At 67.7% G+C, this 14,760-nt stretch carries 11 protein-coding genes; 10 read left to right on the top strand and 1 reads right to left on the bottom strand.

The genetic code is table 11. The features are described from left to right. Positions 1-108 precede the first annotated feature (108 nt). The 6 genes from aroQ (at position 109) to ACM9HJ_RS15010 (ending at position 6,535) form a co-directional block, all read left to right on the top strand. Positions 109-573: a type II 3-dehydroquinate dehydratase gene (gene aroQ / locus ACM9HJ_RS15035; protein WP_416572559.1), complete on the top strand. Its 465-nt coding sequence runs from the start codon at positions 109-111 to the stop codon at positions 571-573. Beyond that, on the top strand, positions 570-1,421 hold the full coding sequence (locus ACM9HJ_RS15030) for a shikimate dehydrogenase (RefSeq protein WP_416572558.1): 852 nt from the start codon (positions 570-572) through the stop codon (positions 1,419-1,421). Before aroQ ends, ACM9HJ_RS15030 begins: the two co-directional genes overlap by 4 nt. Before the next feature lie 54 nt (positions 1,422-1,475). Next, positions 1,476-2,813, top strand: a complete 1,338-nt coding sequence (locus ACM9HJ_RS15025; RefSeq protein ID WP_416572557.1) for an MFS transporter — start codon at positions 1,476-1,478, stop codon at positions 2,811-2,813. Between the two features lie 111 nt (positions 2,814-2,924). Then, positions 2,925-4,406 (top strand): aldehyde dehydrogenase, encoded by a 1,482-nt coding sequence (locus ACM9HJ_RS15020; protein ID WP_416572556.1) that lies wholly within the window; start codon positions 2,925-2,927, stop codon positions 4,404-4,406. A 13-nt stretch (positions 4,407-4,419) separates the two neighbouring features. Next, complete coding sequence (locus ACM9HJ_RS15015) at positions 4,420-5,184, top strand: SDR family NAD(P)-dependent oxidoreductase (RefSeq protein WP_416572555.1); 765 nt, start codon at positions 4,420-4,422, stop codon at positions 5,182-5,184. A 91-nt stretch (positions 5,185-5,275) separates the two neighbouring features. After that, entirely contained in the window at positions 5,276-6,535 is a 1,260-nt protein-coding gene (locus tag ACM9HJ_RS15010; RefSeq protein ID WP_416572554.1) for an MFS transporter, read from the top strand. 6 nt (positions 6,536-6,541) lie between these two features. Here ACM9HJ_RS15010 and ACM9HJ_RS15005 read toward each other — a convergent pair whose 3' ends face one another. Then, complete coding sequence (locus ACM9HJ_RS15005; protein ID WP_416572553.1) at positions 6,542-9,250, bottom strand: AAA family ATPase; 2,709 nt, start codon at positions 9,248-9,250, stop codon at positions 6,542-6,544. A 208-nt stretch (positions 9,251-9,458) separates the two neighbouring features. On the opposite strand from ACM9HJ_RS15005, the gene ACM9HJ_RS15000 reads away from it, so the two are divergent. The 4 genes from ACM9HJ_RS15000 to ACM9HJ_RS14985 are packed head-to-tail and all read left to right on the top strand — an operon-like array spanning position 9,459 to position 14,758. Then, positions 9,459-11,027 carry a hydantoinase/oxoprolinase N-terminal domain-containing protein gene (locus tag ACM9HJ_RS15000; RefSeq protein ID WP_416572552.1) on the top strand — a complete coding sequence of 523 codons (1,569 nt, stop codon included), beginning with the start codon at positions 9,459-9,461 and terminating at the stop codon, positions 11,025-11,027. Next, entirely contained in the window at positions 11,017-12,120 is a 1,104-nt protein-coding gene (locus ACM9HJ_RS14995) for a DUF917 domain-containing protein (protein WP_416572551.1), read from the top strand. Before ACM9HJ_RS15000 ends, ACM9HJ_RS14995 begins: the two co-directional genes overlap by 11 nt. Next, on the top strand, positions 12,117-13,379 hold the full coding sequence (locus ACM9HJ_RS14990) for a cytosine permease (RefSeq protein WP_416572550.1): 1,263 nt from the start codon (positions 12,117-12,119) through the stop codon (positions 13,377-13,379). Before ACM9HJ_RS14995 ends, ACM9HJ_RS14990 begins: the two co-directional genes overlap by 4 nt. Continuing rightward, complete coding sequence (locus tag ACM9HJ_RS14985; RefSeq protein ID WP_416572549.1) at positions 13,376-14,758, top strand: amidase; 1,383 nt, start codon at positions 13,376-13,378, stop codon at positions 14,756-14,758. The genes ACM9HJ_RS14990 and ACM9HJ_RS14985 overlap by 4 nt, the downstream gene beginning before the upstream one ends. Positions 14,759-14,760: the final 2 nt, after the last annotated feature.

Genomic DNA, 14,760 nt, shown 5'->3' with positions numbered 1-14,760 from the left:
AAAGACGCATCTTGACGTGAACGTACTATTTCGTACACAGTCGCGCAACGGTCCTTGGCGACCGCTCAACGACAATCACAACGCCTTTCACCGGGCACAGGGGGGATCTTGCCGGACCCTGTCGAACGCCGTCCCGTGCATGTGCTGAACGGGCCGAACCTCAACCTGCTGGGCACGCGCGAGCCGGAGAAATATGGAAGCCGCACCCTGGCGGATATCGAGGCGGAGTGCCGCCGCGTCGGTGCCGCCATCGGCATGGAGGTGCAGTGCCGGCAGTCCAACCATGAGGGCCAGCTGATCGACTGGATCCATGAAGCACGCACGCAAGCGGCGGGGATCGTCATCAATCCCGGGGCCTGGTCCCACACCTCGGTCGCCATCATGGATGCGCTGCTGTCCTGCGCCATCCCGGTGGTGGAGGTGCATTTGACCAACATCCACCGGCGCGACGCGTTCCGCCACCATTCCTACGTCTCGCTGGCGGCGACGGGGGTCATCTGCGGCCTTGGGTCCGATGGCTATCGCGCCGCCCTCACCTTTTTCGGCAACAGCCTGGGGTACAGCCCATCATGAGCGGGAAATCCATCCTCGCGGGCCTCATCGGTTCGGGGATACAGGCATCCCTGACGCCGCGTATGCATGAACAGGAAGGGGCCCGCCAGGGCCTGCGCTATGTCTACCGCCTGATCGACCTGAAACAACTGGGCCTGGATGTCGGTGCCCTGCCCGGCCTGATCGAAGGGGCCGAACGGTTCGGCTTCGACGGGCTGAACATCACCCATCCCTGCAAGCAAGCCGTCATCCCCCTGCTGGACGAATTATCGCCGGAGGCCGCGGCCATCGGGGCGGTCAATACCGTCGTTCTGAAAGATGGGAAGCGTTCCGGCCATAATACCGACTGGTGGGGCTTCGCCGAAGGGTTCCGGCGCGGGCTGCCGGGCGTGGATCTCGCCCATGTCGTGCAACTGGGCGCCGGCGGGGCCGGGGCCGCCGTCGGCTATGCCCTGCTGCGGCTGGGCGTGGAGAAGCTGTCGATCTTCGATGTGCAGGCGGAGCGGGCCGATGAACTGGCCGGACGGCTCTGTGCGCTGTTCGGGGAAGGACGGGCGCGGGCCGTGCCGGCGCCGGACGCGGTCATTCCCCACGCTCATGGCCTGGTCAATACCACACCGCGCGGCATGGCCGATTATCCGGGCCTGCCGGTCGCCGAGAACCTGCTTCGCCCCGACCTGTGGGTGGCGGAGATCATCTATTTCCCCATCGAGACCGCCCTGCTGCGCACGGCGCGGGCACTGGGCTGTCGCACGCTGGATGGCGGCGGCATGGCCCTGTTCCAGGCGGTGGGGGCCTTCGCCCTGTTCACCGGCATCGAGCCGAAAGCCGATGACATGGGGGCCGATTTCAAGGCAATGCTGGATTAACCACCGTTACGGCGCCCGACAGAAGGCCCGGACGGACCAGGGAGGAAGAACAGGATGTTGAAGAAGCCGGACGGCCGGGCAGGCCGTGCCGATACCGAGTTCCAGGCGCGCATCGCGGCGCTGGAGGCGGCCCCCATGGGCCGCACGCGGCTGATCGTGGTGCTGCTGTGTTTCGTGCTGAACCTGCTGGACGGCGTCGATGTCGTGCTGCTGACCTATGCCGCCCCCGTCATCGCCCAGGAATGGGGATTGAAGGACGGGGCGCTTGGCATCGTGCTGACCGCCAGCCTGCTGGGCACGGCCTTCGGGTCGATGCTGATGGGGCCGGTGGCCGACATGATCGGCCGGCGCAAGGTGGTGCTGATCGCCATCACCCTGATCGGCGGTGGCATGCTGGCAGCCGCCACGGCCCATGACATGGTGATGCTGGCCATCTGGCGCGTGGTCACCGGCGTCGGTATCGGCGCCATCCTGGCCTCCATGGCTTCCATCACGTCGGAATTCTCCAACGCCAAACAGCGCAGCTTCTGGGTGGCGTTCCTGCAGGCCGGCTGGCCCATCGGGGCCATCATCACCGGCTTCACCTCGGCCGTGCTGATCCATGAATATGGCTGGAAGCCGCTGTTCCTAGGCGCCGGCATGCTGTCGGTGGTGATCCTGCCCGTCGTCGCCTGGCTGATGCCGGAATCGTTGCAGTTCCTGGCGGCACGGCCGGCACCCGACAGGCTGGAAAGGCTGAACAAGCTGCTGGTCAAGCTGGACCAGAAGGCGCTGCGCGAGGCGCCGTCCCTGCCGGAAAAGCGCGGGGTGAATATCGGCGCGCTGTTCGAGGGACCGCGGGCCAAATCCACCCTGGCCCTGTGGCTGGGCATGACCATGGGCTGGGCCGGGCTGTATTTCCTGATCAGCTGGATCCCGCGCATCGCGGTCAATGCCGGGCTGGCGCTGGATCAGGCGATCATGGCCGGTGCCACCTTCAATATCGGCGCCTTCATCGGCAGTGCCGGCATCGGCCTGCTGGCCACGCGCCTGCCGCTGAACCGGCTGATCCCGGCCTTCCTGGGCTCGGCGACTTTGCTGATGCTGGTGTTCGGCTGGGTGTCCATGCCCATCGCCGCCACCTTTGCCACCATTCTGGGCCTGGGCGTGCTGGTCCAGGGCGGGTTCAACGCCTTCTACCCGACGGCGGCCCAGCTTTATCCCACGGAAATCCGCACCACCGGCATCGGCACCGCCATGGCCGTCGGGCGCAGCGGCGCCATCCTGGGACCGCTGGCCGCCGGATACCTGATGGAAATCGGCACGGACCGGGGCATGCTGTTCCTGATCTATGCCATCCCGCTGGCCATCGCGGCGGCGGCGGCGTGGATGGTGTCCAGCACCAAAAACTGAGCGAACGGGTCAAAGTGACCAAGACGGGTAAGCCGCCTGCTTCCCGTTGACCCTGCCCCCTTCATGGACATTTCTGTCTCAACGCAGAGATAATTTCCATGGGGGAGGATGATGCTGGACGATTTCCGTTTCGACCGGCTGTTCATCAATGGTGAATGGGTGGCCCCGCTGGACGGGGGCGTGCGCGGCAGTATCGATCCCGCCACCGGCCAGCCCTGGGGCGATGTCGCCTATGGCGGCAAGGCCGATATCGACCGCGCCGTGGCGGCGGCCCGCGCCGCCTTCGAGGGGCCCTGGCGCAAGATGGCGGGATGGGAACGCGCCGCCATCCTGCGCCGCTTTGCCGACCTTTACGCAACGCAGGTCGATGCCCTGGCCCGGATCGAAAGCCGGGACAATGGCCGTGCCATCCGGGAAAGCCGCGGCGATATCGGGCTGCATGCCCAATATTACCATTGGTTCGCCTCCCTGGCCGACAAGCTGTCGGGCCGCACCATCCCCATGGATGACAGCGTCCATGCCTTCACCACCCGCTTGGCCGTCGGTGTGGTCGGCACCATCACGCCGTGGAATGTGCCGTTGATGGCGGCGGCCTGGAAGCTGGGGCCGGCCCTGGCAGCGGGATGCACGGTCGTGCTGAAGCCGGCGGAACAGACCCCAGCCTCGTCCCTGGCCCTGGCCCGGATATTCGAGGCGGCGGGGTTCCCGCCCGGCGTGGTCAATGTCGTGCCGGGCGACGGGCCGGTGGCGGGTGCACACCTCGTGTCGCATCCCGGTGTGGACAAGATCGCCTTCACCGGTGAGGGGGCGACGGCCAAGACCATCCTGAAGACCGGTGCCGACACGCTGAAGCGGTTCAGCTTCGAGTTGGGTGGCAAGGCCCCGCACATAATCTTCGCCGATGCCGATATCGAACAGGCGTTGAACGCCGCCACGGGGTCGGCCTGGGCGCTGTGCGGGCAGTCCTGTGCGCTGGGGTCGCGTATCCTGGCCGAACGGTCGGTCTATGAAAGGGTGGTCGACGCGTTCCGCGAGCGGGCGAGCCGTGTGCGGGTCGGCATGCCGCTGGACCCCGCCACCCATATGGGCCCGCAGGCGCACCAGCAGCAACTGGACAAGACCCTGTCCTATGTCGATATCGGCCGCAATGAAGGGGCGGAACTGGTCGCCGGCGGGTCGCGCCTGACCAGTGCCGGTCTGGCCGACGGCTATTTCGTGGAACCGACGGTGTTCGCCGGCGTGGCGCCGACCATGCGCATCGCGCAGGAGGAGATCTTCGGCCCCGTCGCCGCCATCATCCCGTTCGAGGGCGAGGATGAGGCGGTGTCCATCGCCAATGGCACGCCCTATGGCCTGGCGGCCGGGCTGTGGACGGGTGACACCGGACGCGCCCATCGCGTCGCCAACCGGATCGAGGCCGGGATGGTCTGGGTCAATACCTACCGCTATATCCGCTGGTCCACCCCCTATGGCGGCGTGAAGGCCAGCGGCTGGGGCCGCGAGAACGGGATCGAGGCGCTGGACAGCTATCTTGAGACCCGCACCACCATCATCTCGACGACCGGGCGCTTCACCGACCCGTTCGCATCCTAAAGGGAGAGAATAAATGCGCCTGAAGGGCAAGCTCGCCATTGTCACCGCCGCCGCATCGGGCATGGGCCGGGCGGGCGTTGAACGGTTCGTGCGTGAAGGCGCACGGGTGGCCGCCATCGATATCAGTGCCGCCGCCTTGGACCAGCTGGTCGCCGATTTCGGTGCCGACAAGGTGGTCCCCATCGTCGCCGACCTGTCCACACCGGAAGGGGCGAGGGGCAGCATCGATCAGGCCGTGGCGGCATTGGGCGGGGCCGACATATTATGGGCCCATGCCGGCATGCCGGGCCCGGCCTCGGTGGAGAACCTGGACCTTGCCGCCTATCAGAAGGCCATCGACCTGAACGTCACGTCGGCCACGCTGGGTGCCGGACAGGTGGCGGCCCATATGCGGGCGCGCGGCGGCGGGGCCATCGTCTTCACCTCGTCCATCTCCGGTCTGGTCGGATCGATGATGAGCCCGATCTATTCGGCAGCGAAATGGGCCGTGGTCGGGCTGACCAAGTCGCTGGCCCTGGCGCTGGCCGCCGACAATATCCGCGTCAATGTCGTCTGCCCCGGTCTGGCCGATACGCCGATGAAGATCGGCTTCACCGGCCGCAATGGCGATCCGGCCGAAGCGGCGGCGAACGAGGCCAAGGTGGTGGGTGCCGTACCCATGGGCAGGCTGGTCAAGCCGGGCGAGGTGGCGGATGCCGTGCTGTGGCTGGTGTCGGATGAGGCCAGCTTCGTCACCGGCGTGGCCCTCCCGGTGGATGGCGGCTTCACCGCGCGATAAACCCTTCAAGTCAACCCATGCGTCTGGAAGGGCTGCGACCATGGCATTGATGGGTACAGAGGGGACGGGCGGCTTGTTGGAAGACGCGCCCATGCATCGGCGGCAATGGGTGGTGGTGGCCCTGTGCATCGCGCTGAACGCGCTGGACGGGTTCGACGTGCTGGCCATCAGCTTCGCCGCCCCCGGCATCGCGCAAGAATGGGGCATCGACCGGGCCGTGCTGGGCCTGGTGCTGTCCATGGAACTGCTGGGCATGGCCACGGGATCGGTGCTGATCGGCAATCTGGCCGACCGCATCGGGCGGCGGCCGACCATCCTGGCCTGCCTGGCGCTGATGGTGGCGGGCATGGTGCTGTCGGCGACGGCGCGGGATGTCACATGGCTGTCGGCGACGCGGCTGGCCACGGGGCTGGGCATCGGCGGCATGATCTCCGCCACCAGCGCTATGGTGGCCGAATTCTCCAACACCAAACGCCGCAGCCTGAACATGGTGCTGAACATCGCCGGTTATTCGGTCGGCGCCATCCTGGGCGGGCTGGTGGCGGCCGCACTGCTGGAACGCACGGGCGACTGGCGCAGCGTGTTCCTGTTCGGCGCTGCGGCGACGCTGGCCATCCTGCCGCTGCTGTGGTTCTTCCTGCCGGAATCCATCGACAGCCTGATCGCGCGCCGGCCCGCCGACGCATTGGACCGTGTCAACCGCACCCTGCTGAGCCTGGGGCGTGATCCGCTGGGCACCTTGCCCGACCCCGTCACCGGGGCGGTGAAACCGTCGCCGCTGGCCCTGTTCACGGGTGGGCATGCGCGCGTCACGCTGCTGCTGACCGTCGCCTATTTCGCGCAGATCATGCTGTTCTATTTCGTGCAGAAATGGGTGCCCAAGATCATCGTCGATATGGGCCATACACCGGCGGAGGCCACCCGCGTGCTGGTGGCCGCCAATATCGGGTCGCTGGCCAGTGCGGTGCTGATCGGGCTGGCGTCGCAGAAGCTGCCGCTGCGCCCCCTGGTCATGGGGTCGATGGTGGCGGGCTTCTTCGCCATCGCCCTGTTCGGGTCCGGCCTGTCGGGGCTGGGTGCGCTGTCGCTGGTGGTGGCGGTGGCCGCGTTCTGCATCAATGCCGGGGTGGTGGGGCTCTACCCGATCATGGGGGCGACCTTCCCGGCGCATCTGCGTGCCAGCGGCATCGGCTTCGTCATCGGGGTCGGGCGCGGCGGATCGGCCATCGGCCCGATCGTCGCCGGTGCGATGTTCGCGGCCGGCAGCGGGCTGCTACCCGTCTCGTTGGCCCTGGGGGCCGGCGGGCTGGTCGCGGCGCTGATGGTTTGGCTGCTGGTGCGGCGGTGGTAACCCGGTTCACAGGGCCGGCATCACCGCCGGCCGCGATCCCGCCCCAGGGATCAACCCGCGTTCGGCCGATACCCGTACCGCGTCGCGGCGCTTGGACACGCCGATCTTGCGGAACAGGGATTTCAGCCGGTACTTCACCGTGTCCGGCGACATGCCGATCAGGCGCGCGATCTCCTTGTTGGAATGGCCCTGGCACAGCAGGTTCAGCACCTCCGCCTCCGCCTCGTTGAACAGGCCGGGGGCGGTGATGTTGTTGCGGCAGGCCAGCACCGACTTGGCCAGCACCTTCAGGAACTGGCCGCGGAACCGGTCGACCTGGGCCCCATCCTCCATCGCCTCGTCCAGGCTGGGCTGCACGAAGCGGCGGGCCTCCACGAAGGGGCGGACGATGTTCTGGAACATGGCGATGCCCACGGCATCGTCGAAGCAGGTCCGCGCCTCCTCCTCCTGCCCCAGGGCGCGATGGCCGAAGGCGGCCAGGATGTTGATGTCGATCAGCAGGCGGCCGGCCCCGCGCTGGTCGGCCCAGCCGCGCAGCAGCGCCAGTTCCGCCATGGCCGGGGCGAAATCACCCGACAGCAGGTTCAGCTTGACCCGCGCCAGCGAGGCCGCCAGGGCCACGGGCCGATAGAGCGGGGATTCCTCCGCCGCCATGGCGGCCAGACCGTCGATGCCAGCGGCCCCTGCTGCCGCGATGGCGGCATCCAGCCCGGCGCCGTGCACGATCAGCAGTTCCACCTCCGCGATGTCGGCCAGCAGTTCCAGCTGCCGCAACCGACGTCGCGCCGCGGTGCGCCGGGCACGGGCGATGATGTTCCAGGCCTCGTCGAACGCCCCTTCCCCGGCCAGCGCCTTGGCCTCGGTGAAATAGGCGACGGCATAGACATCGACCCAGCCGTCGGACTGCTCCATGTGCGGCAGGGCCCATTCCATCAGGGCGCGGGCATCGGCCACACGGTCCTGCTCGTACAGCAGTTCGGCCTGGAAGGCGCCGCAATTGGCGGCCAGATCGGAATGGTCGCCGAAATTCTCGACGATCTCCTGCTTTGCCGCGGCCAGGATGGTCTCCGCCTCCTTCGACCTTCCCTGCGCCCGCTTGATGCGGGCCTCCAGGAAGCGGGTGAAGATGTCGCTGTAGAGCGATCCGAAGGCCCGGTAATGTTCCCGCGCCGCCAGCGTGGGCTGCAAGGCGCGCTCCAGCCAGCCGCCCTCGAAATATTTGGCGGCCAGCGTCTCGCTGATATTGGCCAGGACCAGATGGTCGTTGGCCGGCAGCTTGCGTAAGAGCGCCTCGCGCGCCAGCAGATCGTCGAAGGTGACGGGCTGGTTCTCGTAATCGGCCAGCGTGTCGCCCACCACCTGGATCTCCGTGCGCAGGTCGGCGGACAGCACCGCCTCCTCCGTCCGCACGGCGAACGCGTCGAAGGCGACGCGGGCCGCCCCCAGCTCGCCCAGCTTCATCTGGAGATAGACATGGGCCAGCACCAGCCGTGGCCTTGTATGGACCAGGGCGCGGGGCAGCTGCGCCAGCCCGCGCGCCACCACGCCCTGCAGCCCCTGCGGGATCAGGCGCCAGCCGCCGGCCTCCTCCAGGATTTCCGCCAGGCGCATGTCGTCGCCGGCCAGGATGGCGTGGTTGACGGCGTCGGCCACCTGTCCACGCTGCGCGAACCAGTCGGCGGCGCGACGCTGCAAGGCCGCGAACAGCACGCTGTCCGACCGTTCCAGACGGTCGCGCAGATATTCGGCGAACAGCTGGTGGAAACGGTATTCGCGCCGGTCCGGGCCCACCGATGTCAGGAACACGCCCTGCTGTTCCAGCCGTTCAAGCACCATCCAGCCATCGGACCGGCCGCAGAGCAGATTGACCAGATCACCGGTCAGCCGGTCCAGCAGGGCCGTGCGGATCACCACGTCCCGTATCTCGTCGGGCAAGGTCATCAGCACCTGTTCGGACAAATAGCGGGCCAGATCGGCACCCGACCCGCCCGACTGCGCGATCAGCCGTTCCTGGCCGATGCCGCGTTTCAGCGATAGCGACGTCAGCTGCAGGGCGATGGGCCAGCCTTCGGTGCGGTCCAGGATGCGGCCGACATCATCGGCGGCCAGGGTACGGCCGGCGCGGGCGAGCAGGCTTTCGGCTTCTTGCGTGGAAAAGCGCAGGTCGCGGGCGGTGATCTCCAGCAGCTGTTCTTCCGCCGCCAGGGCGGACTGGCCCAGCCACGGGTAATCGCGCGATGCCAGGACGAAGCGGCAATTGGCGGGTGCCAGCCGGATCAGCGCCTGCAGGAACCCCGCCACCCCGTCACCCTGGGCATGGTGCAGATCGTCCAGGATCAGGACGAAGGGCCCCGCCTCCCCCGCCAGTTCATTGACGATGGCCGACAAGGCGGCGCGCGGCGGCAGGTCGGCGGCCAGCGCCGGTGCGTCCCCCTCCGCCCCCTCCCCCCTGATCGCCAGCACCAGGTAGCGCACCAGCCGCTTCAGGTCGCAATCGTCGCGTTCCAGGGTCAGCCACACGGCCTTCACCGACTGCTTGGCCAGCCGTTCGCGCCATTGCGCCAGGATGCTGGTCTTGCCGTATCCGGCCGGCGCCTGCACCAGGGTCAGGCGATGGGTCAGCGCCCGGTCCAGCAGGTCCAGCAGGGTGTCGCGCCTTATCTGGTCGCCCATCCAGACGGGCGGGCCGAACTTGGCGGCGATCAATTCGTCCATGGAACCTTGCCCTCACCTGCTGAGTTTGTCCGGCCGGGGGTCCGTGACAGGCAGGTTACGGTCTGGGGATCGGCCTTTCAACACTTCTACCCGCCCCAAACATGCTGCTTACCCGTTCCCACCCGCCTACACCCGTTTTCCGCGTTGCCGCATCGGGGTGCGCTTCCCTCTAATCCAGGGGTGATTTAGGCGTGGGGAGGGTTGAGGAGTGCGCATTGGCGTCGATGTGGGTGGAACGAACACGGATGCCGTCCTGATAGACGGCACCCTTGTCGTGGCCTCCACCAAGCAGCCCACGACAGCGGATGTCAGCTCGGGCGTCGCGGCGGCGATCACCGCCGTGCTGTCCAAGGCCGGGACGTCGCCCGCCACGGTCACGGCCGTGATGATCGGGACGACGCATTTCACCAACGCGCTGGTGGAGCGCAAGCATCTGGACCGCGTGGGCGTCATCCGGCTGGCCAGCCCGTCGGGTGAGGCGCTGCCGCCCCTGACCGGCTGGCCGGCGGAACTGGCCGCGCAGATCGGCCGCGACTGCTTCCTGCTGCCCGGCGGGTACGAGGTGGACGGGCGCGAGATGTCGCCGTTCGACGAGGGCAAGGTGCGGGCGGCCGCCAGGGCTTGCAAGCAACGCGGCATCACCAGCATCGCGGTCAGCAGCGCCTTCGCCCCCATCAATGCCGCCATGGAGGAGCGCGCCGCCGCCGTGCTGCGCCAGGAATATCCGGAAGCGGAGATCAGCCTGTCGCACGCCATCGGCCGCCTGGGCCTGATCGAGCGGGAAAACGGCGTCATCCTGAATGCAGCATTGGCCAGCCTGGCCCGGCATGTCATCGCCTCGTTCGAGCGGGCCTTGCGGGAGCTGGGGTTGTCCGCCCCGCTCTATATCTCGCAGAATGACGGGACGCTGATCTCCGCCGCCTATGCCGCCCGCTATCCGGTGATGACCATCGGGTCCGGCCCCACCAATTCCATGCGCGGTGCCGCCTTCCTGACCGGGGTGCAGGACGGGATCGTCATGGATGTCGGCGGCACCACCTGCGATATCGGCGTGCTGGCCAACGGTTTTCCGCGCGAAAGCTCCATTGCGGTGGATATTGGCGGGGTGCGCACCAATTTCCGCATGCCCGACATCCTGGCCATCGGCTTGGGTGGGGGCACGCGTGTCCATCTGAACGGGGAGACCTTGCGCATCGGGCCGGATTCCGTGGGCTATCGCATCACGCAGGACGCCTTCCTGTTCGGCGGCGAAACGCTGACCACCAGCGATATCGCGGTGGCGGCGGGCAAGGCCAGCTTCGGTGACGCCTCACGCGTGCCAGACCTGGGGCCGGCCACGCTGAACACCATCTGGACCCGCATCCAGACGATGCTGGCCGACGGGGTGGACCGGATGAAGACGGCGCGCGGCGATGCCACCATCATCGCTGTCGGCGGCGGCCATTTCCTGGTCGCCGACGATCTGAAGGGGGCGGCCAAGGTCATCCGCCCGCCCCATGCCGACGTGGCCAACGCGGTGGGTGCCGCCATCGCCCAGATCGGCGCGCAGATCGAACAGATAGTCGATTATGCCGCCATCCCGCGCGAGACGGCCCTGGCTCGCCTGAAGGAAGATGCCACGGCGCGCGTGGTCGCGGCCGGCGGTGACCCCGATACAATCGAGATTGTCGATATGGAAGAAGTGTTCCTGTCCTACCTGCCGGGCCGGTCGGCCCAGGTGCGGTTGAAGGCGGTCGGCGACCTGTCCGTCCATCAGGAGGTCCAGCATGCGCATTGATCGTGCTTCCCTGGCCGATCTGGCACGGGGTGCGGCGTTCCTGGGGTCCGGCGGCGGTGGCGATCCTTATTACGGGCTGCTGCTGGCCGAGGCCGCGTTCGAGCGGACGGGCGGATTCGAGCTGATTTCCCCGTCCGACCTTGCCGACGATGCCCTGGTCGCCCCCTGCGGCTGGATCGGCGCGCCCACCGTGTCGGTGGAAAAGCTGCCCAATGGCGGGGAGACGGTGGCCGGCCTCAGGCGCCTGGAACAGATCATGGGCCGGAAGATCGACGCCGTCCTGCCGGTGGAAATCGGCGGCGGCAACGGTCTGGCGCCCTTCATCGCGGCGGCGGAACTGGGCGTGCCGGTGGTCGATTGCGACGGGATGGGCCGCGCCTTCCCGGAAAGCCAGATGGTGATCTTCAATGTCCGCGGCGTGTCGGCCTGCCCGTCTGTGCTGACGGCGGCCTGCGGATCGCTGGCGGTGATCGAAACGGACAATAACCAGACGCATGAACGCATCGCGCGCGGCCTGTCGGTGGCCCTGGGCGGCATCGCCCATATGGTGGAATATCCGCTGACCGGCGCCCAGGCCAAGCACCAGTCCATCCCCGGCAGCGTCAGTGCCGCCATCGCCATCGGTGCCGCCATCCGCAATGCGCGGGCCGAACGACGCGATCCGTTCGACGCGCTGGCGGCGGCCCTGCGCGCCACCGGCCTTTACCCGCATTGCCTGACCCTGTTCGATGGCAAGATCACCGATCTGGAGCGGGAGACGCGCGGCGGCTTCTCCATCGGCAAGGTGGTGATCGACGGGTTCGGCGGCGGCGGCCATATGGAAGTGCTGTTCCAGAACGAGAATCTGGTAGCCAAGCTGAATGGCGAGGTCCGGGCCATGGTGCCCGACCTGATCACCATCATGGACCGGGAGACAGCCGACACCATCACCACCGAGCGCCTGAAATACGGCCAGCGGGTGAAGGTGATCGCGGCATCGGCCCCGTCCATGCTACGGGAACCGGCGGCACTGGCCCTGATGGGGCCGGGGGCGTTCGGCTTCGATCCGCACTTCACCCCCATTGAAACCCTGAACAAGATCGAGGGCGCATGAGCCACGGCCAATCCAGCGACGCGTATGCATCCGGGCCGCTGCCCGAACACCTGACCGTCGCCGGTTGGCGCGTGGCCCTGATCATCGCCAGCTTCACCTTCTCCCTGCCGGGCTTCCTCAACGGGGCCCAGACGGGCCTGGCGCTGGGCTTCGGTCATGCCGTGACGGCGGCCCTGGTCGCCGGCATCGTGCTGTGCGCCGGGGCCTGCCTGACCGCCATCATCTCCGTGCGCACGCGGCTCACGACATATCTGCTGGTGCAGCGGTCGTTCGGGGTGAAGGGGGCCGCACTGGTCAATCTGGTGATCGCCATCGTGCATTATTGCTGGTTCGGGGTGAATGTCTCCTTCTTCGGTGACGCCATGGTGGCGGCGGCCGAGGATGGGTTCGGCATTCCCGGCAGTTTCAGCAGCTTCGTGGTCATCGGCAGCGTCCTGATCACCATTTCCACCATCTTCGGCTTCCGCACCCTGGACCGGTTGGCCATGGTGGCGGTGCCGCTGGTCGGCGTGATCCTGATCGCAGTCTGCTACATGGCACTCGATGCCGGGCCGGTCAGCCTGGCGCCGGTGGAAAACCCGCCGGTACCGATGAGTTTCGGCATCGCCCTGTCGGCCCTGGTCGGCGGCAACATGCTGACCGTGGCGGCGATGCCCGATCTGGCGCGCTTCATCCGCACGGAAAAGGGTGCCCTGGTCGGCATGGCCCTGTCCTTCCCGTTCGCGGCCCCGGTTTTGATGGTCGTGTCCGCCCTGATCGCCCTGGCGACGGGACAGACGGATATCATGAAGCTGGTGGTGGGGCTGGGCTTCGGGGTGCCGGCGCTGCTGATGCTGCTGCTGTCGGTATGGACGATCAATGCGCTGAACCTCTATTCCGCCAGCCTGTCCATGGCCGCCACCTTCCCCAGGGCCCGGCAGGTCTGGTTCATCCTGGGCGGCGGGGTGGTCGGTTGCACCTTCGCCCTGCTGGGCATCATCAACAGCTTCATCCCGTTCCTGGTGGCGCTGGGGCTGATCATCCCGCCCATCGCCGCCGTCTATGTCATCGACGGGTTCATGGTGTTACGCCAGGGTGTGGCCGAACAGGAAGATGCGCCCGCCATCCGCTGGGAAGCGGTGGCGGTATGGCTGGGCTCGCTCGCCGTCACCATCCCGGCCATGGCCCTTGACCTGTCGCTCACCACGGTGCCGGCCCTGGATGCCACCCTGCTGGCAGCGGTCGCCTATCTCATCGTTCTGCGTCTCAAGAGGAAATGATGGTCACCGACCTGAAAGCACTCAGCCTGCTGGACGCCCATGACCAGGCGGCTTTGGTAGCCAAAGGCGAGGTGCCGCCCCATGCCCCGGTGCAAGCGGCACTGGAGCGGATCGCCGCCCTGAACCCGACCCTGAATGCCGTCAGCCATATCGCGGCCGATCATGCCCTGACGCAGGCCGCCCGCATCGACCGGTCGGCGCCGATGGCGGGGGTGCCCTATCTGCTGAAGGCATCGATGGAGTATCCGGGATTTCCCTGGGTATCGGGGTCGCGCGCCTGCCGTGACCGGGTGGGTCGCAACCGCTATCCGTTCGCCGCTGCCATGGATGCGGCGGGGCTGATCCCCGTCGGCATGTCGACCATGCCGGAATTTGGCCTGATCGGGTCGGGCGAGGCCCTGGTCTATGGCCCCACCCGCAATCCCTGGGACCCGACGCGCGGGGCTGGCGGGTCCAGCAGCGGGGCCGGGGCGGCGGTGGCCGCCGGCCTGGTGCCGTTCGCCACGGGCAGCGATGGCGGCGGGTCGATCCGCATTCCGGCGTCGCATTGCGGCATCATCGGCTTCAAGCCCAGCCGCAACTGGAACCTGCGCGCCCGCGCCGTCAGCCTGATCGATGATCTGCTGGCGTCGGACGGTCTTTACGGACGGTCGATGCGCGACACGGTGTGGGCGGCGCAGACGCTGCGCACGCAGAAGCCGGGGACGCTGGTCCTGGACCGGCCGCTGCGCATCGCGGTCAGCCTGTCCGGGCTGGACGGGCAATTGCCGGAACCCGACATCGTGGCGATGATCGGGAAATCGGCCAAGCTCTGCGCCGATCTGGGCCATAAGGTGGAGAACAAGGAACTGCCGCTGGATATGGCGGCCCTGAACCGCGCCTTCGACATTTTGTGGTCCTATGGTGCGGGCGAGGTGGCAGATATTTTCCAAGCCAAGCTGGGGCCGGTGGCCGGCGACCTGCTGGAACCCTGGACCCTGCGGCTGGCCGAACGGCGCCAGGACATCACGCCCCACGATCTGGCCAATGCCCTGTCCGCCATCGGCCGCATCGACCTGCACCTGGCCCGGTTCTGGGAGGAGTTCGATGTGGTGCTGAGCCCCGTGGCCGGCAGCACTGCGCCCAAGCTGGGCGTGCTGGCGCCCGACCGGGAGTTCGACGGGCTGTGGGACGACCATTTCCGCCATGTGAACCATACGCAGCTGCAGAACATGGCCGGATATCCGGGCCTGTCGCTGCCGCTGTTCGAGGGGGCGGAGGGGCTGCCGGCGGGGGCGATGTTCTGGACTGGCCATGGTGGCGACGATTTGCTACTGGCGCTGGGCACCAGCCTGGAGGCGGCCCACCCGTGGGCGCACCGCCGGCCGCCGGTCGCTTGAAA

The sequence above is a fragment of the Niveispirillum sp. KHB5.9 genome (genome assembly GCF_048066115.1).
Classification (GTDB): domain Bacteria; phylum Pseudomonadota; class Alphaproteobacteria; order Azospirillales; family Azospirillaceae; genus Niveispirillum.
This window is presented reverse-complemented; position numbering and strand designations above follow the sequence as displayed.